The 17301-nt window shown below is 73.9% G+C and carries 19 protein-coding genes; 11 read left to right on the top strand and 8 right to left on the bottom strand.

Going from position 1 to position 17301, the window contains the following annotated elements; genetic code table 11:
• Nucleotides 1-73 precede the first annotated feature (73 nt).
• From LUTJ29_RS0107930 to LUTJ29_RS16720, 4 genes are all read right to left on the bottom strand, one after another.
• Nucleotides 74-676 (bottom strand): superoxide dismutase family protein, encoded by a 603-nt coding sequence (locus tag LUTJ29_RS0107930; protein ID WP_027072052.1) that lies wholly within the window; start codon nucleotides 674-676, stop codon nucleotides 74-76.
• 59 nt (nucleotides 677-735) lie between these two features.
• Nucleotides 736-1323, bottom strand: a complete 588-nt coding sequence (locus tag LUTJ29_RS0107925) for a superoxide dismutase family protein (protein WP_051322834.1) — start codon at nucleotides 1321-1323, stop codon at nucleotides 736-738.
• Between the two features lie 153 nt (nucleotides 1324-1476).
• Nucleotides 1477-2883 (bottom strand): nitrogen regulation protein NR(I), encoded by a 1407-nt coding sequence (ntrC, locus tag LUTJ29_RS0107920; protein WP_027072050.1) that lies wholly within the window; start codon nucleotides 2881-2883, stop codon nucleotides 1477-1479.
• A gap of 9 nt (nucleotides 2884-2892) precedes the next feature.
• Nucleotides 2893-3966: an ATP-binding protein gene (locus LUTJ29_RS16720; RefSeq protein ID WP_051322833.1), complete on the bottom strand. Its 1074-nt coding sequence runs from the start codon at nucleotides 3964-3966 to the stop codon at nucleotides 2893-2895.
• Between the two features lie 138 nt (nucleotides 3967-4104).
• Between LUTJ29_RS16720 and LUTJ29_RS0107910 the strand changes: the two genes are divergently transcribed.
• Nucleotides 4105-5844: an EAL domain-containing protein gene (locus LUTJ29_RS0107910; protein ID WP_051322832.1), complete on the top strand. Its 1740-nt coding sequence runs from the start codon at nucleotides 4105-4107 to the stop codon at nucleotides 5842-5844.
• Here LUTJ29_RS0107910 and LUTJ29_RS16715 read toward each other — a convergent pair.
• The 4 genes from LUTJ29_RS16715 to flgA form a co-directional block, all read right to left on the bottom strand.
• A complete protein-coding gene (locus LUTJ29_RS16715; protein WP_084524776.1) occupies nucleotides 5838-7112 on the bottom strand; it encodes an ATP-binding protein in 1275 nt (424 codons plus the stop codon). The two genes, LUTJ29_RS0107910 and LUTJ29_RS16715, sit on opposite strands and share 7 nt — an antisense overlap.
• On the bottom strand, nucleotides 7109-7450 hold the full coding sequence (locus tag LUTJ29_RS16710) for a flagellar protein FlgN (RefSeq protein WP_051322831.1): 342 nt from the start codon (nucleotides 7448-7450) through the stop codon (nucleotides 7109-7111). The genes LUTJ29_RS16715 and LUTJ29_RS16710 overlap by 4 nt, the downstream gene beginning before the upstream one ends.
• Before the next feature lies 1 nt (nucleotide 7451).
• Nucleotides 7452-7757 (bottom strand): flagellar biosynthesis anti-sigma factor FlgM, encoded by a 306-nt coding sequence (gene flgM, locus LUTJ29_RS0107895; RefSeq protein ID WP_027072048.1) that lies wholly within the window; start codon nucleotides 7755-7757, stop codon nucleotides 7452-7454.
• Between the two features lie 90 nt (nucleotides 7758-7847).
• Entirely contained in the window at nucleotides 7848-8549 is a 702-nt protein-coding gene (gene flgA, locus LUTJ29_RS0107890) for a flagellar basal body P-ring formation chaperone FlgA (RefSeq protein ID WP_051322830.1), read from the bottom strand.
• A 378-nt stretch (nucleotides 8550-8927) separates the two neighbouring features.
• Between flgA and LUTJ29_RS0107885 the strand changes: the two genes are divergently transcribed.
• The 10 genes from LUTJ29_RS0107885 (at nucleotide 8928) to flgJ (ending at nucleotide 17300) form a co-directional block, all read left to right on the top strand.
• Nucleotides 8928-9848 carry a chemotaxis protein gene (locus LUTJ29_RS0107885; protein WP_027072046.1) on the top strand — a complete coding sequence of 307 codons (921 nt, stop codon included), beginning with the start codon at nucleotides 8928-8930 and terminating at the stop codon, nucleotides 9846-9848.
• Nucleotides 9849-9925: 77 nt separating this feature from the next.
• Nucleotides 9926-10285 carry a flagellar basal body rod protein FlgB gene (flgB, locus tag LUTJ29_RS0107880; protein ID WP_027072045.1) on the top strand — a complete coding sequence of 120 codons (360 nt, stop codon included), beginning with the start codon at nucleotides 9926-9928 and terminating at the stop codon, nucleotides 10283-10285.
• A 22-nt stretch (nucleotides 10286-10307) separates the two neighbouring features.
• The gene (flgC, locus tag LUTJ29_RS0107875; RefSeq protein WP_027072044.1) at nucleotides 10308-10715 is read left to right on the top strand and encodes a flagellar basal body rod protein FlgC; all 408 of its coding nucleotides are present in this window, start codon (nucleotides 10308-10310) and stop codon (nucleotides 10713-10715) included.
• Between the two features lie 20 nt (nucleotides 10716-10735).
• Nucleotides 10736-11404 carry a flagellar hook capping FlgD N-terminal domain-containing protein gene (locus LUTJ29_RS0107870; protein ID WP_027072043.1) on the top strand — a complete coding sequence of 223 codons (669 nt, stop codon included), beginning with the start codon at nucleotides 10736-10738 and terminating at the stop codon, nucleotides 11402-11404.
• Nucleotides 11405-11444: 40 nt separating this feature from the next.
• On the top strand, nucleotides 11445-12665 hold the full coding sequence (gene flgE / locus LUTJ29_RS0107865; RefSeq protein ID WP_027072042.1) for a flagellar hook protein FlgE: 1221 nt from the start codon (nucleotides 11445-11447) through the stop codon (nucleotides 12663-12665).
• A gap of 121 nt (nucleotides 12666-12786) precedes the next feature.
• Nucleotides 12787-13533, top strand: coding sequence for a flagellar basal body rod protein FlgF (locus LUTJ29_RS0107860; RefSeq protein WP_027072041.1), 747 nt, complete (start codon nucleotides 12787-12789; stop codon nucleotides 13531-13533).
• Nucleotides 13534-13564: 31 nt separating this feature from the next.
• The gene (gene flgG / locus LUTJ29_RS0107855) at nucleotides 13565-14350 is read left to right on the top strand and encodes a flagellar basal-body rod protein FlgG (RefSeq protein WP_027072040.1); all 786 of its coding nucleotides are present in this window, start codon (nucleotides 13565-13567) and stop codon (nucleotides 14348-14350) included.
• Between the two features lie 8 nt (nucleotides 14351-14358).
• Nucleotides 14359-15084 carry a flagellar basal body L-ring protein FlgH gene (gene flgH / locus LUTJ29_RS0107850; RefSeq protein WP_043740845.1) on the top strand — a complete coding sequence of 242 codons (726 nt, stop codon included), beginning with the start codon at nucleotides 14359-14361 and terminating at the stop codon, nucleotides 15082-15084.
• A gap of 10 nt (nucleotides 15085-15094) precedes the next feature.
• The gene (locus LUTJ29_RS0107845) at nucleotides 15095-16216 is read left to right on the top strand and encodes a flagellar basal body P-ring protein FlgI (protein ID WP_027072038.1); all 1122 of its coding nucleotides are present in this window, start codon (nucleotides 15095-15097) and stop codon (nucleotides 16214-16216) included.
• A 13-nt stretch (nucleotides 16217-16229) separates the two neighbouring features.
• Complete coding sequence (gene flgJ, locus LUTJ29_RS16705) at nucleotides 16230-17300, top strand: flagellar assembly peptidoglycan hydrolase FlgJ (RefSeq protein ID WP_051322829.1); 1071 nt, start codon at nucleotides 16230-16232, stop codon at nucleotides 17298-17300.
• Nucleotide 17301: the final 1 nt, after the last annotated feature.

The raw sequence follows: 17301 nt of genomic DNA, 5'->3' as shown, positions 1-17301 counted from the left end.
GGGTGCCCCTCCCGGCCTCCCCCCGCAAGCGGGGGGAGGGGTCCAGGGCCGACGGGGTCGGTGCGGTCGGGGCTTACCGGGCTTCGATGACGCCGCAGGCCAGGCGGGCGCCGGCGTTGCCGGTGGGCTGGGTGGCGTAGTCGTCGGGATCGGCGTGGACGATCACCGCCCTGCCGACGATGTCGGTCGGAGCGCCGTCGCCCAGGGTCGCACCGCGCAGCAGGTTGTCGACCGCGGCCACGCCCTGGTCGTTGGCGCTGAGGTTGTCGCTGTCGCCGGCGTGGTGCTCGCCCTCGCCCACCCGCCCGTGCGCGCTGGACGCCGGGTTGAAGTGACCGCCGGCGCTGGTGCCGTCGGGGGCGCTGCAGTCGCCGTTCTCGTGCACGTGGAAGCCGTGCTGGCCGCCCGCCGGCAGGCCGGTGATCTCGCCGGTGACGCGGATGCCGCCGTCCACGGCGGTGAACTCCACCTTGCCGGCGACGCTGCTGCCCTCGGTCGGCGCCAGGCTGGCGCGGGCGGCCGCGGGCGCCGGCGCCGGCTCCGCCGGAGCGGCGACGGCTTCTTCGGCGGGAGGTGGATCGGCCGCGGGCGTCGCGGCCTGGTCGGCGGTCGATTGCGGCTGGCAGGCGGCCAGGGCCAGGGCGGCGGGCAGGACCAGCAGGGTGGCATGGCGCATGGGAAGCTCCTTGTCGTCGTTCGAACCTGGGGCGGAACCTTGGGACGCTAGCGGCGTCGTCATTCAACCGGGGTGATGACCGCGCAGGCCACGCGCGCGCTGATCGCGCCCGGGGTGGCGCCGAGCACCAGCAGCGCGCGGCCGAGGATGTCGTTGTCCGCGCCACCGCCGAGCACCGCGCCGCGCACCACCAGGTCGACGCGGGCGACGCCGTCGGGGCCGGCGAAGATCCGGCCGGGATCGCCGGCCACGGAGCCGTCCTGGCGCGTGCCGGCGAGCGGATCGTAGTAGCCGCCGGCGCTGCGCGCGTCCACCGCGCTGCAGTCGCCGCGCTCGTGCACCTGCAAGCCGTGCGCGCCGTTGCGCACCAGACCGCCGACCTCGCCCCGGATCCGCACCCCGCCCTCGACCGGGGTCAGCACCACGCGCCCGCTGACCAGGCTGCCGGAGGCGGAGAACAGGTTCGCGACCGCGCGCGAGACGGTGCCGCGGTCGGCGAGCTGGCGCGGCTCGGGTGACGGCGTCGCCGGCTCGGCCACAGGCGGTGGCGCCGAGGCGCAGGCGGCGAGGCCCAGCAGGGCGGCGACGGACAGGTTGCGGACCAGGGCCCGGGCGATGGGTCGGGAAGCGATGGCGGTCTCTCGCATGGGGGTGACGATGCGGGCGTGCGCGTGGACGCGACGTGGCGTCGCGCGCACGGCCTGCCGCGGGAGCCCCGAGCCTAGCCGGGCATGCGCGCGCGGCCAAGGCACGGCGCGCGTCGCAGCCAGCCGCCGTCAAGGCAACGCGCCGCGGACGGCTCAGCCGCGCCGCGGACGGCGGCTGGTGCCGAGCTTGCGGGTGACCGTGTTGCGGCCGAGCCCGAGGCGCGCGGCGGCTTCGGCGCGGCGGCCGCCGGTGTGCTCGAGCGCGGCTTCGAGCAGGGCGTGGTCGAAGCGTTCGCGCGCCCGCGCATGCAGGTCGGGGGTGCCGGCCGCGAGCTGCTCCAGCGCCCAGGCCCGCAGCGCGCCGTCCCAGTCGGCGTGGGTGCGCTCGCCGACCTGGAACATGCCGTCGAGGTCGGAGGCGGTGATGGTGTCGGCCGGCGCCAGCGCGGCCAGGCGCCAGCACAGGTTCTCGAGTTCGCGCACGTTGCCCGGCCAGTCGTAGGCCAGCAGCCGCTCCATCGCCGGCCGCGAGAAGCGCTTGGGCGGCGCGGAGAACTTCTCCGCCGCGCCGTGCAGGAAGCGCTCGGCCAGCGCCGGGATGTCGCCGCGGCGCTCGCGCAGGGGCGGCAGGCGCAGGCGCACCACGTCCAGGCGGTGCAGCAGGTCGGCGCGGAAGCGGCCTTCCTGGACCAGGGCCTCGAGGTCCTGGTGGGTGGCGGCGATCACCCGCACGTCGACCCGGATCAGCTCGCGCCCGCCGACGCGGAAGAACTCGCCCTCGGCCAGCACCCGCAGCAGCCGGGTCTGCAGCGAGGCCGGCATGTCGCCGATCTCATCGAGGAACAGGGTGCCGCCGTGGGCCTGTTCGAAGCGGCCGATGTGGCGCTTCTGCGCGCCGGTGAAGGCGCCGGCCTCGTGGCCGAACAGCTCGCTTTCCAGCAGTTCGGCCGGGATCGCGGCGGTGTTGAGCGCCACGAACGGCTGCCGCGACCGCGGCGACTCGCGGTGCAGCGCGCGCGCCACCAGCTCCTTGCCGGTGCCGGTCTCGCCGGTGATCAGGACCGTGAGCGGCGCCTGCGCCAGGCGGCCGATGGCGCGGAACAGCTGGCGCATGGCCGGGGTGTCGCCGACCAGCACGTCGTCGTCGGGTTCGACCTCGGCCACCGGCTCGGCCGGCTGCTCGTGGCGCTCGCCCAGCACGCGCGCGGCCAGCTCCACCGCCTCGTCGAGGTCGAATGGCTTGGACAGGAACTCGTACGCGCCGCCCCGGAACGCGCCGGCGGTGCTGGCCACGTCGGTGTAGGCCGACATCACCACCACCGGCAGCTGCGGGTGGGCCTGCTTGATCTTCTCCAGCAGCGCCAGGCCGTCCTCGCCGGGCATGCGCACGTCGGTGTACAGCAGCTGCGGCGGCGGCCGCGTGCCCAGCGCCGACAGCGCGGCGTCGGCCGAGTCGAAGCCCGCGACCTGGTAGCCGGCGTCGCTGAGCGCGGTGGCCAGCACGAACCGCACCGAGCGGTCGTCGTCGACCACCCAGACCGTATCGCCTTCAGCGGACATCGCCTGCCTTCATTGCACGGGGTCTCCTTCGGGGCCCGGGTCCGGCCCGTCGCCGCCGTCGGACAGCGGCAGCAGCAGGGTGAACACGGTGTGGCCCGGGCGCGAACGATACCCCAGCGAGCCGCCGTGCTCGCGTGCGACCTGCTGGGCCATGGCCAGGCCGAGGCCGCTGCCGTCGGCGCGGCCCGACACCAGCGGCAGGAAGATCTGCTCGGCCAGCGACTCGGGCACCCCGCGCCCGTCGTCGCCGATCTCCATGCGCAGCGCCAGCGCGTGCACCTGTTCGCCGATGCGGGCGCCGAACTCGGCCCGGGTGCGCAGGGTGACGTTGGCCGCGCCGGCCTGGATCGCGTTGCGCACCAGGTTCCACACCGCCTGGGTGAGGCGGTCGGGATCGCCGCGCAGCGGCGGCAGGCTGGGGTCGTAGTCGCGCACCAGGCGCACCGCCCAGCCCGCTTCCTGCTCGGCCAGGCGCACCACCTGCTCGAGCACGCCGTGGATGTTGAGCGGCTCGTGCGGGCGTGGCGGGGCCGGCGACAGCAGCTGGTCGACCAGCTGCGACAGGCGCTGGACCTCGGACGCGATCAGGTCCACCAGTTCGCGCGACTCGCCGTCGCCCGCGCGCCGCGCCAGCAGCTGCGCCGCGCCGCGCAGTCCGGCCAACGGGTTGCGCAGTTCGTGGGCCAGGCCCTTGAGCGCGGCCGACAGCGCCAGCGGCAGGGCCTGGGCCGGATCCTCGCCGGGAAATTCGTCGACCGGATGCGCCTCGAGCAGGATCGCGCCGCCGGGCTCGCGGGCCAGCCAGACGTCGGCGAAGCGCGGCTCGCCGCCGAGGAAGGCCAGCGCCACCCGCCGCAGCCGGCGCGGGCCGTCGGCCTCCTCCAGCCCCTCCAGCGCCCGGCGCAGGCCGTCGCCCTCGACCTCCAGCGCCACCAGCGGCTGGTCGGGCAGCCGCTTCTGGCTTACCCCCAGCCAGCGCGCGAAGGCCTGGTTGCAGGCCACCACCCGCCCGTCCCGGTCCGCCCGCAGCACCGGGGTGACCAGTGCGTCGAACGCGGGATCGAAAGTGGGCGGCGCGGGCATCGCGCCAATATAGTGCAGTGCCCGCATCGACGCCGGGATGCGCGGGATGGAGGCGATGACCGGTCCGCCGCGCGCGGGGCCCGGCCGCCGGTGCGTATCGGCGGTGAAGCAGGCGCCGGGACCGGATACCCTGCCGCCATGACATTCGGCTTCCAGCAATCCGGCGGGGTCCCGGTGGATCCGGTGACCGCGCTGTACCGGCTCGGCGGCGGCGGGCCGAGCCTGACCGCGGTGCTGGCCACGGCCCAGGCCAGCCGGCGCAACGTGGCCCTGCTGCACGTCGACATCGACATGCTGCAGCTGGTCAACGTGAACATGGGCGAGGAGGTCGGGGACCAGGTGCTGGCCGCCGTGGCCCAGCGGCTGCGCGCCACGATGCCGGAGGACGCGATCCTGTGGCGGCTCGGCAGCGACGAGTTCGTGGCCTGCATCGCCTACCGCGAGGGCGAGCCCAACGGCGAGGCCCTGGCCGAGCTGTTCCGCGACGCGCTCGAAGGCCCGTTGTCGATTCCGCCCTACACCCTGCCGGTGACGGTCTCGATCGGCATCGCGGTGTTCCCCGAGCACGGCACCGACGCGGCCGCGCTGCTGGCCAGCGCCGAGCGCGCGTTGCGCGAGAGCAAGCGCGGCGGCCACAACAACGTCGGCCTGTACTCGGGGGTGCCGGCGCGCGCGAACACCGAACCGGGCTTCGCCGACCGCTTCGTCGCCGCGCTCGAGCACGGCGAGATGAAGATGTACTTCCAGCCGCAGGTGTCGGCGCAGGACGGCAGCCTGGTGGGCATGAGCGGCCTGCTGCGCTGGGACTCGCCCGAGCACGGCCTGCTGCGGCCGAACCGGTTCCTGGCCCGGGTCGAGCGCGCCGGCCTGTCCGGCCAGCTGGGGCTGTGGGTGCTGGACGCGGCGATGCAGCAGCTCGCCGCCTGGCGCGAACGCGGCCTGGACTACCTGACCCTGTCGGTGCACATCGACGGCGTGCTGCTCTCGCGCGCCGACTGCCTGGACGCGATCGGCGAGCGCCTGCACCGCTACCAGCTCAACGCCTCCTCGTTCGAGTTCGAGCTGCCCGAGAGCGCGCTGGCGCTGGATGTGCACCGGATCCACGACACCCTCACCGGGCTGCGCTCGCTGGGCGCGACGCTCACGGTGCAGGACTTCGGCCGCGGCGGGCTGAGCTTCGCCGCGCTGGCCCAGTACCCGCTCGACCGGCTGCAGATCGGGCGCAGCTTCATCCGCAACGTGGCCAGCGACCCGCGCAGTGCGGCGATCGTGCGCGGCATCATCGCCATGGGACACCGCCTCAACATGAAGCTCACCGCCAAGGGCGTGGAGACCGAAGCCGAGCTGGGCTTCCTGCGCCGCAACCACTGCGACTTCTTCCTCGGCCACCTGTTCAGCCCGCCGCTGCCGGCCGAGCTGCTCGACCCGCTGGTGCAGAAGCGCTTCCTGCTGCCGTCGGCGTTCGCCGCCACCCGGCCCGAGCGCACCCTGCTGCTGCTCGACGACGAGGACAACGTGCTGCGCGCTCTGGTGCGCCTGTTCCGCCGCGACGGCTACAAGGTGCTCACCGCCAGCACCGTGCGCGAGGCCTTCGACCTGCTGGCCAGCAACCCGGTGCAGGTGATCGTCTCCGACCAGCGCATGCCCGACATGAGCGGCACCGAGTTCCTGGCCAAGGTGCGCGAGCTGTACCCGGACACGGTGCGCATGGTGCTGTCGGGCTACACCGACCTGGCCACGATCACCGAGGCGATCAACCGCGGCTCGATCTACCGCTTCCTGACCAAGCCCTGGAACGACGACGAACTGCGCGGCCACATCGAGGCCGCGTTCCGCGCCCACGAACGCCAGGGCGACGCCGAGTTCGCGGCCTACTGAGCCTCGTCGCCGCGGGAGCCGTCGTCGCCGTCCCCGCCCTGGCGCGGTTGCACGACGGGCAGGACCACGCGGAAGGTGGTGCCCACGCCCTGCTCGCTCTGCACCTCGATCCGGCCGTGGTGCTTGGACACGATGCTGTAGGCGATCGCCAGGCCCAGCCCGGTGCCGCGGCCGATCGGCTTGCTGGTGTAGAACGGGTCGAAGATCCGCGGCAGCGCGTCGGGAGCGATGCCGCAGCCGTTGTCGGCGATGCTGATCCAGGCCTCGCCGTCCTCGGCGCCGGTGGTGATGGTGATCGTGCCGCGGTTCTCGATCGCCTGGCCGGCGTTGATCAGCAGGTTGACCAGCACCTGGTTGATCTCCGACAGGTGGCACTCGACCAGCGGCAGTTCGCCGTAGTGCTTCTCCACCCGGCACTTGTACTTGAGGTCGTTCCAGACGATGTTGAGGGTCGATTCCAGGCCCTTGTGCAGGTCCGAGGGCCGCATCGCGTCGCCGCGCCCGACGTAGGAGAACTCCTTGAGGTCCTGCACGATCTTGGTGACGCGCTCGATGCCCTCGCGCGACTCGGCCAGCAGCTTGGGCAGGTCGCCGAGGATGAAGTCGATGTCGAGCCGCTCGCGCTGCAGCCGGATCGCCTCGCGCACGCCCGGGTCCGCGCCCTGGAGCGCGGCGTCCTGCTGCTCGATCAGGCTGAACAGGGCGGTGACGTACTCGTGCAGCGTGCCCAGGTTGGAGTGCACGTAGCCGATGGGGTTGTTGATCTCGTGCGCCACGCCGGCGGCGAGCAGGCCGATCGAGGCCATCTTTTCCGACTGCAGCAGCTGCTCCTGCGCCCCGGCCAGGCGCCGGTGCGCCGCCTCGAGCTCGTCGTGGCGCTGCTGCAGCTCCTGCTGGCGCACCTTGCGCGCGGTGACGTCGTCGAAGGTGACCAGGAACAGGCCGTCCTCGCCATCGGCGGCGTCGTGGCGCAGCACGATCTCCAGCACCGCGCCCGAGGGCATGGTGGCCTCGCCGGCCCAGCGGCCTTCGGCGCGGGCCCGCTCCCAGGCGCCGGGCGGCAGCTGGTCGAGCAGGGCGGACGGCGCCTGGCCCGGCAGCGCCTGGCCGGCCAGGGCCTCGGCGGACGGATTGGGCCAGGCATGGCCGCGCGCGCGGTCGACCAGGACCACGGCGTTCTCGGTGGTGCGGAAAGCCCAGTGGACGCGGCGGCTGCACGCGTCCGGGTCGGGTCCTGTCGTCGTGTGTTGCGTCTGGCCGCTGTTCATCCCACTCCCAGACAGCGCGCCTGGGGACGGGCGCCGGACTGTCCGCGGGCATCGTACACGCCGGTGGATTCCACGCGCCCCAGGTGGCGCAAGGCCCAGCCGACCTCGCGCCTGCGCCGCGACAGCAGGATGCCGTTGGCCTGGTTCTTCTCGCGCAGGGCCTCGAGCCGGTCGGCCTGGATCGTGCCCGGCTGCGCGGCTTCGGCCCGGCGCAGCGCCGCCACCTTGTCGGCGGTGGACGCCAGCAGGGCGTCGACGTCGTTCTCGAGCAGCGCCCGGCGCTCGGCGTCGAGCGCGCGCTCCAGCGCCTCGAGCGGGTGCTCGGCGACGGCGCTCATGTCAGCCCCCGAGCTGCCGATCCAGTTCGATCATGCGCGACGCGACGGCCTGGGCGTCGACGCGGTAGCTGCCGTCGGCGATCGCCTCGCGCAGCGCGTTGACCTTGGCCACGTCGATGCTGGCCGGCCCCTTGGCGAGCTCGCGCGCCATCGCCTGCAGGCCTTCGGCCTCGCCGGTGAGGCGGATGCTCTCGGTCGGCGACACCGGCGCACCGCGCTGGGCGCTGGCACTGGCCGTCGGCACGGGTCGGGTCGTGGCCTCCTGCGGTCGCAGGACAGGCCCGCTGCCGTCGATCTTGTGGGTCATGGCTCGCTCCTGGGGGTGGCTGGTCGAGCACTGTAACGGCCCCCCCGCCCGGAACTTGAGCCCCGTCACCAATTCGGATGCGGCCGGCGGTCATGGCAGCAGCTCGACCACGCCTTCGGCCACCAGCCGGCCGCGCAGGGTCCGGCCGGACGACACGTTCTGGACTCCGATCCGCCCCCCCGCCTGGGCGGGTCCGAGGGCCCGGCCGGGCATCCGGACTTCGACGCCGCCGACCCGGGACACCAGGGTCACCGGGTCGCCGCGGCGCAGCGGCGGACCCAGCGACAGGTCCTGCTCGGTGGGCACCGCGCCCGGAGCGAGGGCGCGCAGCGGCACGCGGCCGACCAGGGCCTGCGGATCGCGGAAGGTCGGGCCGGCGGCGGCCCCGATGTCGCGGGTCTGGACCACGAGCTGGTCGGCGGTGATCGGCGTCCCGGCCGGGGCCGGGCTGCGCAGGACCACCACCTCGGCTTCGCGCCGCACCCGGACCGGGACATAGAGATGCCAGCCCGGGCTGTCCGGACAGCGCACCTGGGCCGTCGTCGGACCGGTCGCCACCGCCTGCAGCGGCTGGCGGCAGCGCGCGAGCCGCAGCGACGGCGCCAGCACCGCCTCCGCCGACTCCGCGTCCCCCGCGCCCACGGCGGACACCGCGGCGGCCGCGATCTCCTCCAGCGGCTGCGGGCCGCTGGCCAGCGCCGGGGCCGCGGCCAGGGCGGCCGACAGCGCCAGCACGGCCGCGACGATCCCGCGCCGCGTGCGGCGCGAAGGTCGGTGCCTGGCGTCGGTCATGGTCCCTCCCGTGGTTCGAAGGCCTGCCCGGCCCGTGCAATCCCCGTGCCGGACTCGCCCCCGACCCGTGCCGTCCCCTTGCAGGAGCGGCTTCAGCCGCGACCGGGAGCCTGCGTCGTTCCCCGGTCGCGGCTGAAGCCGCTCCTACAGGCTCGATGCGGGCCTGCCCGATCCATCCGGCGGGCCGGGGCACGTCCGAGGACCGGGGCGGACCCTCTCCGGCCCGGGGCGCTGCGGCCGTTCCGAAGCGACGCCCGGGCGCGCGGCGCCTGGACGCGGCCGGCCGCCGGGGTCGCGGCTGAAGCCGCTCCTACGAAGGGACGGGGCCGGCGGAATGCCGGGCTCAAGATCGCGCCGCGGCGGCCGTCACCGGGACACATGAGCCAGGACCTGCTCGACCGCATCGACCAGCGCACCCGCCTGGCCGGCCACAACCGGCTGGCGCTGCTGCTGTTCCGCCTCGGCGGCCGTCAGCTTTTTGGCGTCAACGTGTTCAAGGTCAAGGAAGTGCTGCAGCGCCCGCCGCTGTTCACCCTGCCGCAGCTGCCCAGGGCCTTCGCCGGGGCCGCCGACGTGCGCGGGCGCAGCGTGCCGGTGCTCGACCTGGCCCGGGCCATCGGCTTCTCCGCCGACGAGGCCGGGGAGGCGCGCTACCTGGTCGTGACCGAGTTCAACCGCACCGTCCAGGGCTTCCTGGTGGCCGGGGTGGACCGGATCGTGAACATCGCCGTGGAGCAGATCCAGCCGCCGCCCGACGTCGGCGGCGACGGCCACTACCTGACCGGCGTGGCCCGTCACCAGGGCGAGCTGATCCAGCTGATCGACGTGGAGAGCGTGCTGGCCGAATCCGCCCCGCGCGGCAGCGACCTGGATACCCTGACCGCCCTCCCGCCCGGGCGCGGCCCGCGCCAGGTGCTGGTGGTCGACGACTCGCGCGTGGCCCGCAACCAGATCCGCTCGGTGCTCGAACAGCTGGGGCTGGAATCGCTGCTGCTGTCCGACGGCCGCCAGGCGCTCGACCACCTCCAGGCGCTGGTGCGCGACGGCGAATCCCCGGCCGCGCGCTACGCCATGGTCATCTCCGACATCGAGATGCCGGCCATGGACGGCTACACCCTGACGACGGAAATCCGTCGCGACCCGGCCCTGCGCAACCTGTTCGTGCTCCTGCACACCTCGCTCTCGGGCGTGTTCAACCAGGCCATGGTCGAGCGCGTGGGCGCCGACGACTTCGTGCCCAAGTACTCCGAACGCGAGCTGGCGCAACGGGTTACGGCCCGGATCACGGCCCTGGGCTGAGCCGCGCCCGCCGCGCGCGGCGCGTTCTGGCACGCCGCTTGCCTCTCCACGGGTGAATCCGCCCGACGGAGGGGCCCATGTCCGATTTCCTTGGCATCCACGGCACCGCGCTGGCCCTGCGCGAGCAGCGCCTGCAGCTGCTGGCCGCCAACATCGCCAACGCCGACACCCCCGGCTACCAGGCCCAGGACCTCGACTTCACCAGCGCCCTGGGCGCGGCCCTGCGCCCGTCGGCCGAGGCCGGCGATGCGATCGCCGCCGCCGCCGAGGCCGCCCGCTACACCCGCCCGTCCTCGCAGCCGAGCCTGGACGGCAACACCGTCGACGGCGACCTCGAGAACGCGGTCTTCGCCCAGGCGGCCCTCGAGTACCGCGCCTCGCTCTCGTTCGTCGAGTCGAAGGTGCGCTCGATGCTGACCGCGATCACCGGCCAGTAAGCGCCGCGACAGGAGCACAGCGATGAGCAACCTCCCGATCTTCGACGTCGCCGGTTCGGCGATGAACGCCCAGTCGGTCCGGCTGAGCACGATCGCCTCCAACCTGGCCAACGCCAATTCCGTCTCCGGCAACCCGGACGAGGTGTTCCGGGCCCGGCTGCCGGTGTTCTCCGCCACGCCCATCGAGGGCGATCCGGCCCTGGCCGGCGTGCGCGTGGACGAGGTCCGCCAGAGCGAGGCCGCGCCGCTGCGCCGCTACGAGCCCGGCCACCCGCTCGCCGACGCGCAGGGCTACGTGTACGCGCCCGACATCGACCCGGTGGCGCAGATGGTCGACCTGATCTCCGCCTCGCGCAGCTACCAGGCCAACGTCGAGGTCTTCAACGCCGCCAAGGAGCTCGCGGTGGCCACCCTGAACATGGGCCGCTGAGGCGGCCGCGAGGAACCACGATGACGACGATCGCCAGCACCGACTACGCCGCGCTGGGCCTGGCCCAGCAGCAGCCGGCGCGCAGCACCGCGCTCGGGCAGGCCGACTTCCTGCTGCTGATGACCGAGCAGCTCAAGAACCAGGACCCGCTCAAGCCGCTGGACAACAACCAGTTCCTCGGCCAGCTCGCGCAGTTCTCCACGGTCCAGGGCATCGACGCGATGCAGGGCGCGATGGGCGCGATGGCCAGCATCATGGAATCCGACCAGACCCTGCGCGCGGCCTCGCTGGTCGGCCACGACGCGCTGGTGTCGGTCGACCAGGTGCCGCTGGAAGCGGGCGCGGGCCTCAAGGGCGAGGTCGTGGCCGTCGCGGCCGGGCCGGTCACGATGGACGTGGTCGACGCCAACGGCGTGCGCGTGCGGCGGATGACCGTGGAGGCCCCGGCCGCCGGCCCCACCGCGTTCGAGTGGGACGGCCGCACCGACGCGGGCGCGGGCGCGCCCGCCGGCACGTACGGCTTCCGCGCCGTGACCGGCGCCAGCGATCCCTCGGCCCAGGGCGCCGACCTGCTGCCCATCCGCGCCAGCGCGCGGGTGGAGAGCGTCTCGATCGAACCCAACGGCCTCTTCCTCAACCTCGCCGGCATGGGCAGCGTGCCGCTGTCGGCGATCCACCGCATCGGCTGACCGTCGCCACGGCGGTTATTCCTTCCCAAAGGAGCACACCATGAGTTTCCTGATCTCGCTGAGCGGCATGAACGCGGCGTCGGCCGACCTCAACATCACCTCCAACAACATCGCCAACGCCAGCAGCAGCGGCTTCAAGGCCTCGCGCGGCGAGTTCGGCGACGTGTTCGCGGCCTCGGCCCACGGCCTGTCGGCCAACACCGTCGGCGCCGGCGTGCGCCTGCAGCGCGTGGCCCAGCAGTTCGCCCAGGGCAACGTCGACTACACCGGCCGTTCGCTCGACATGGCGCTCACCGGCGAGGGCTTCTTCACCCTGTCCGGCAGCGCCGGCATCACCTACACCCGCGCCGGCAACTTCGGCGCCGACCGCGAGGGCTACGTGGTCAGCCCGACCGGCCAGCGCCTGCAGGTGTTCCTGCCCAACGCCAGCGGCCAGGGCTTCGACACCGGCCGCATGAGCGACCTGCGCCTGGCCACCGGCGACGCCCCGCCGCGCCCCACCAGTTCGGTCTCGCTGGGCCTGAACCTGCCCGGCAACGCCACCCCGCCGGCGATGGCGCCGTTCAGCGCCGACGATCCGGCCACCTACAACCACACCACCTCGGTGACGATCTACGACTCGCTCGGCGCGCCGCACTCGCAGTCGATGTACTTCGTGCGCACCGCCAACCCGAACGAGTGGCAGGTCTACACCCGCATCGACGGCGTCGACGTCGGCGGCCCGCAGACCCTGCAGTATTCCGAGGCCGGCCTGCTGCTGGCGCCGGCCGGCGGCAACATCACCCTGCCGCCGCACACCCCGCCGGGCGGCGCCGGGCCGATGGAGATCACCCTCGACCTGGAGCGCTCGACCCAGTACGGCGACACCTTCGGCGTCTCGGCCCTGGTCCAGGACGGCCATGCCACCGGCCGCCTGAGCACGATCGAGGTCTCGGCCGAGGGCGTGGTCAGCGCGCGCTACACCAATGGCGTGTCCACGCCGCTGGGCCAGGTGGCGCTGACCAACTTCGCCAACCCGCAGGGCCTGCAGCCGGTCGGCGACAACGCCTGGGCCGAGACCCACGGCTCGGGCCTGGCCCGGCGCGGCGCCGCCGGCACCGCCGAGTTCGGGATGATCCAGGGCGGCGCGCTGGAGGCCTCCAACGTCAACCTCACCGAGCAGCTGGTGAACATGATCACCGCGCAGCGCAACTTCCAGGCCAACGCGCAGATGATCCAGGCCCAGGACGCGCTCACCCAGACCGTGATCAACATCCGCTGATCCATGGCGCGCCGGCGGCCGCGGCCGCCGGCAGCGCGCGCGGCGCCGCCGCGGCACGGATGTTGCAGCGGCACCGGGCAGGCGCCCAGCGCGCCGGCCCGACCGCCACACCGAGGCCCGCATGGACAAGTCCCTCTACATCGCGATGACCGGCGCCAGCGCCACCCTGCGTGGCCAGGCCGCCGTCGCCCACAACCTGGCCAACGCCGACACCACCGGCTTCCAGGCCACCCTCAGCGGCACCGTGGCCGCCCCGGTACAGGGGCCGGGCCACGCCTCCCGGGTTGCCGCCGTGCAGCGCACCCTGGGCGTCAGCGAGGCGCCCGGCGCGCGCACCGTGACCGGCAACCCGCTCGACATCGCGCTCGAACCCGGCCACTGGCTCGCGGTCCAGGCCGCCGATGGCGGCGTGGCCTACACCCGCGCCGGCGACCTGCGCCTGACCGCCAACGGCCTGCTGACCACCGCCAGCGGACTGCCGGTGCTCGACCGCAACGGCGCGCCGATGGCGCTGCCGCCCAGCGACGCGATCGAGATCGGCGGCGACGGCACCGTCTCGGTGGTGCCGCAGGGCGAGCCGATGTCGGCGATGGCCGTGCTCGGCCAGCTGCAGGTCGCGGCGGCGCCCGCGCGCGACCTGGTGCGCGGCGAGGACGGGCTGATGCGGCTGCCGCCCGGCGCCGGGCCGCTCCCGCCGGCCGACGGCAAGGTCCTGGCCTCGGGCGTGCGCGAGGGCAGCAACGTCGACGCGACCGGGATGCTGGTCTCGATGATCGAGCTGGCGCGCCAGTTCGAGATGCAGGTACGGGTCTTGCAGAGCGGTGACGACACCGCCCGCGCGGCCAACACCCTGCTGTCCACGCGCTGAGCGCGCCCACCTCCACTGACGGAATCCCGCCATGACCCAGGCTCTATGGATCGCCAAGACCGGCCTCGACGCGCAGCAGACGCGCATGGCGGTCATCTCCAACAACCTCGCCAACACCAACACCACCGGCTTCAAGCGCGACCGCGCCAGCTTCGAGGACCTGCTGTACCAGACCACCCGCCAGCCCGGCGGCGCCACCTCCGAGCAGACCAGCCTGCCCACCGGGCTGCAGGTCGGCACCGGCGTGCGCGTGGCCGCGACCTCCAAGGAGTTCGCCCAGGGCAGCCTGGCCCAGACCGGCGGCGCGCTGGACGTGGCGATCAACGGCCGCGGCTTCTTCGAGATCCTGATGCCCGACGGCAGCACCGCCTACACCCGCGACGGCAGCTTCAAGATCAACGCCCAGGGCGAGCTGGTGACCAACGCCGGCTTCCCGGTGCAGCCGGGCCTGCAGCTGCCCGAGGGCGCGCAGTCGATCACGATCGGCGCCGACGGCACGGTCAGCGTGCAGCTGGCCGGCCAGGCCCAGCCGGTGCAGGTCGGCGCGCTGACCATCGCCGACTTCGTCAATCCCGCCGGGCTCCAGGCCAAGGGCGAGAACCTCTACATCGAGACCGGCGCCAGCGGCCCGGCGCAGACCGGCGCGCCCGGCGAGAACGGCACCGGACTGCTGGTGCAGGGCGCGCTGGAAGGCTCCAACGTCAACGTGGTCGAGGAGCTGGTGTCGATGATCGAGACCCAGCGCGCCTACGAGACCAACGCCAAGGCGATCTCGACCATCGACTCGATGCTCGCCTACCTCAACAACAAGCTGTGAGCGCGACGATGAAGACCCTGTCCGCCCTCGCCGCCGCGCTCGTCCTGTCCGGCTGCGCCGCGACCATGGGCGACGTGCGCCCGTTCCCGGCGCCCGATGCCGCTTCCCGCGGCTACGCCGCCGCGCCCGCGGCCATGCCGCCCGCCCATGCGGCGCCCGCCGCGCGCAACGACGGCGGCGGCTCGATCTACGCCTCGGCCGGCGGCGGCAACCGCGGCATGCACCTGTTCCAGGACAACAAGGCGCGCCACGTCGGCGACCTGCTGACCATCGTCCTGGTCGAGAGCACCCGCGCCCGCACCAACGCCACCACCTCGGTGAGCAAGGACAGCGGCGTGGACATGGCCGCGCCGACCCTGTTCGGCCGCGGCGTGACCGTCAACGGCCGCCCGGTGCTGCAGGCCGGGATCGAGGGCTCGCGCGACTTCTCCGGCGCCGGCGACAGCGCCCAGAGCAACCAGCTGGTCGGCAACATCACCGTCACCGTGGTCGAGGACCTGGGCAACGGCAACCTGCGCGTCGCCGGCGAGAAGCGCCTGCGCCTGAACCAGGGCGACGAGCTGGTCCAGATTCAAGGCCTGGTGCGGGTGGCCGATATCGGGTCCGACAACCGCATCACCTCCGACCGCGTGGCGGAGGCGGCGATCGTCTACGGCGGCCGCGGCACCCTGGCGCGTTCCAACGCGATGGGGTGGCTGGCGCGGTTCTTCAATTCCGCCGCGTATCCGTACTGAGGGCCGCGACATGGCAACGAACATCGCGAGCCGCACCCTCGTCGCCGTCGCCGGCCTGCTGGCCGTGGCGATCGCGGCGCTGCCGGCGCCCGCGCGCGCCGAACGGATCAAGGACCTGGCCCAGGTGGCCGGCGTGCGCGGCAACCCGCTGGTGGGCTACGGCCTGGTGGTGGGCCTGGACGGCAGCGGCGACCGCACCAGCCAGACGCCCTTCACCGTGCAGAGCCTGAAGACCATGCTCGACCAGCTCGGCGTCAGCCTGCCGCCGGGCATCAACCCGCAGCTCAAGAACGTGGCCGCGGTCGCGATCCACGCCGAACTGCCGCCGTTCGCCAAGCCCGGCCAGACCATCGACGTCACCGTGTCCTCGATCGGCAACGCCGGTTCGCTGCGCGGCGGCAGCCTGCTGATGGCGCCGCTCAAGGGCGCCGACGGCCAGGTCTACGCGATCGCCCAGGGCACCCTGGTGGTGAGCGGTTTCGGCGCCTCGGGCCGCGACGGCTCGCGCATCTCCACCAACGCGCCCAACGGCGGCACGATCCCCAACGGCGCGATCGTCGAACGCGCCGCGCCGGGCGGTTCGCCGTCGGACGTGGTCACGCTCAACCTGCGCCAGTCCGACTTCACCACCGCCTCGCGCATCGTCTCGGCCATTGACGGCGCCTTCGGCCCGGGCCGGGCGCGCGCGCTGGACGGCGTCACCATCGAGGTCATGCCGCCGCCGGGCGACCGCATCGGCTTCCTGGCCCGGCTTGAATCGCTCGAGGTCACCCCGGGCGCCGCGGCGGCCAAGGTCATCGTCAACGCGCGCACCGGCACCGTGGTGATGGGCGGCGAGGTCAAGGTCATGCCGGCCGCCGTCTCGCACGGCTCGCTCACGGTCTCGGTGACCGAGAGCGCCCTGGTCAGCCAGCCCGGCGCGTTCGGCCGCGGCGACACCGTGGTCGCGCCGCAGTCCTCGCTCCAGGTCACCCAGGACGGCGGGCGCATGTTCATGTTCGAAGGCGGCTCGTCGCTGGAGTCGATCGTGCGCGCGGTCAACGCGGTCGGCGCGGCCCCCGGCGACATCGTCGCCATCCTCGAGGCGCTCAAGCGCGCCGGCGCCCTGCGCGCCGAGCTCGAGGTGATCTGAGCCCGGACCGGCCATGCACCTGCCCGCCGCCACCCCGATCCCGCTCGCGCCCGCGCAGGCCACCCCGCGCGCGGACGTCGAGAAGGCGGCGCGCGAGCTCGAGGCGCAGTTCGCGCACATGCTGATCAAGTCGATGCGCAGCGCGTCGGGCAGCGACCCGCTGGGCGGCGACACCCGCTATCGCGACATGTACGACCAGCAGCTCGCGCGCGAACTCACCAAGGGCCGCGGGCTGGGCCTGGCGCCGATGATCGTGCGCCAGCTCGAGCGCGGCAGCGACGCGGCGCCCGCGCCGGCCGCGCCCGCGCCGGCCGCGATGCCGCTGCAGCGGCCCGGCGACAGCCTGCCGTCCCTGCCGCTCGCGCCCGGCGGCGCGATGCCGGCGCTGCTGCCGTTGGCGGCGGCGCGCTCGGGCGTGTCGCTGCCCGGGTTGTCGCCGGCGCAGGCCGCGCCGGCGCCGCGGCCCGCCGACACCGCGATGCAGGCCGACGCCGACGCGCCATTCGACGCCAGCACGCCGGAAGCCTTCGTGCGCTCGATCTGGCCGCAGGCGCAGAAGGCGGCGGCGCAGCTGGGCGTCCCGGCCAAGGCGCTGGTCGCCCAGGCCGCGCTCGAGACCGGCTGGGGACGGCGCCTGGCCGGCGGCAAGCACGGCTCCTCGCTCAACCTGTTCGGGATCAAGGCCAGCGGCGGCTGGAAGGGCGCGCGCGTGAACGCGGGCACCCACGAGTTCGTCGGCGGCAAGCGGGTCGAGGAGCGCGCCGACTTCCGCGCCTACGGTTCGGTCGCCGAAAGCTTCGCCGACTACGCGCGCCTGATCGGCCGCGACCGCTACGCCGCCGCGCGCGGCACCGGCGACGACGTGCACCGCTTCGCCAGCGCGCTGCAGAAGGCCGGCTACGCCACCGATCCGTCCTACGCGGCCAAGATCACCGCGATCGCCAACGGCGCCACGCTCAACCGCGCGCTGGCCGCGATCTCCGCGCCGGCGCGCGCCGACGTGCAGCTCGCCGACGCCACCGGCGCAGGCCGCGCCACCCACGCCACCACCGTCGCGGCCCTGGCCGCCGGCACCAGGGGATAGC

Source organism: Luteimonas sp. J29, from assembly GCF_000472505.1.
In the GTDB taxonomy this organism is placed as follows: domain Bacteria; phylum Pseudomonadota; class Gammaproteobacteria; order Xanthomonadales; family Xanthomonadaceae; genus Luteimonas.
Note: the sequence above shows the minus strand (reverse complement) of the source record. Positions and strands in the feature narration are given on the sequence as shown.

What these genes read in the sequence shown, in the direction of transcription:
- LUTJ29_RS16715 (WP_084524776.1), bottom strand. Translation starts at nt 7,112, where the DNA reads ATGAACAGCGGCCAGACGCAACACACGACGACAGGACCCGACCCGGAC.
- LUTJ29_RS0107870 (WP_027072043.1), top strand. Translation starts at nt 10,736, where the DNA reads ATGACGACGATCGCCAGCACCGACTACGCCGCGCTGGGCCTGGCCCAG.
- LUTJ29_RS0107845 (WP_027072038.1), top strand. Translation starts at nt 15,095, where the DNA reads ATGGCAACGAACATCGCGAGCCGCACCCTCGTCGCCGTCGCCGGCCTG.
- LUTJ29_RS0107885 (WP_027072046.1), top strand. Translation starts at nt 8,928, where the DNA reads ATGAGCCAGGACCTGCTCGACCGCATCGACCAGCGCACCCGCCTGGCC.
- LUTJ29_RS16720 (WP_051322833.1), bottom strand. Translation starts at nt 3,966, where the DNA reads ATGCCCGCGCCGCCCACTTTCGATCCCGCGTTCGACGCACTGGTCACC.
- flgH (WP_043740845.1), top strand. Translation starts at nt 14,359, where the DNA reads ATGAAGACCCTGTCCGCCCTCGCCGCCGCGCTCGTCCTGTCCGGCTGC.
- LUTJ29_RS0107860 (WP_027072041.1), top strand. Translation starts at nt 12,787, where the DNA reads ATGGACAAGTCCCTCTACATCGCGATGACCGGCGCCAGCGCCACCCTG.
- flgJ (WP_051322829.1), top strand. Translation starts at nt 16,230, where the DNA reads ATGCACCTGCCCGCCGCCACCCCGATCCCGCTCGCGCCCGCGCAGGCC.
- LUTJ29_RS0107910 (WP_051322832.1), top strand. Translation starts at nt 4,105, where the DNA reads ATGACATTCGGCTTCCAGCAATCCGGCGGGGTCCCGGTGGATCCGGTG.
- flgA (WP_051322830.1), bottom strand. Translation starts at nt 8,549, where the DNA reads ATGACCGACGCCAGGCACCGACCTTCGCGCCGCACGCGGCGCGGGATC.
- flgB (WP_027072045.1), top strand. Translation starts at nt 9,926, where the DNA reads ATGTCCGATTTCCTTGGCATCCACGGCACCGCGCTGGCCCTGCGCGAG.
- ntrC (WP_027072050.1), bottom strand. Translation starts at nt 2,883, where the DNA reads ATGTCCGCTGAAGGCGATACGGTCTGGGTGGTCGACGACGACCGCTCG.
- flgM (WP_027072048.1), bottom strand. Translation starts at nt 7,757, where the DNA reads ATGACCCACAAGATCGACGGCAGCGGGCCTGTCCTGCGACCGCAGGAG.
- LUTJ29_RS0107930 (WP_027072052.1), bottom strand. Translation starts at nt 676, where the DNA reads ATGCGCCATGCCACCCTGCTGGTCCTGCCCGCCGCCCTGGCCCTGGCC.
- flgE (WP_027072042.1), top strand. Translation starts at nt 11,445, where the DNA reads ATGAGTTTCCTGATCTCGCTGAGCGGCATGAACGCGGCGTCGGCCGAC.
- LUTJ29_RS16710 (WP_051322831.1), bottom strand. Translation starts at nt 7,450, where the DNA reads ATGAGCGCCGTCGCCGAGCACCCGCTCGAGGCGCTGGAGCGCGCGCTC.
- LUTJ29_RS0107925 (WP_051322834.1), bottom strand. Translation starts at nt 1,323, where the DNA reads ATGCGAGAGACCGCCATCGCTTCCCGACCCATCGCCCGGGCCCTGGTC.
- flgC (WP_027072044.1), top strand. Translation starts at nt 10,308, where the DNA reads ATGAGCAACCTCCCGATCTTCGACGTCGCCGGTTCGGCGATGAACGCC.
- flgG (WP_027072040.1), top strand. Translation starts at nt 13,565, where the DNA reads ATGACCCAGGCTCTATGGATCGCCAAGACCGGCCTCGACGCGCAGCAG.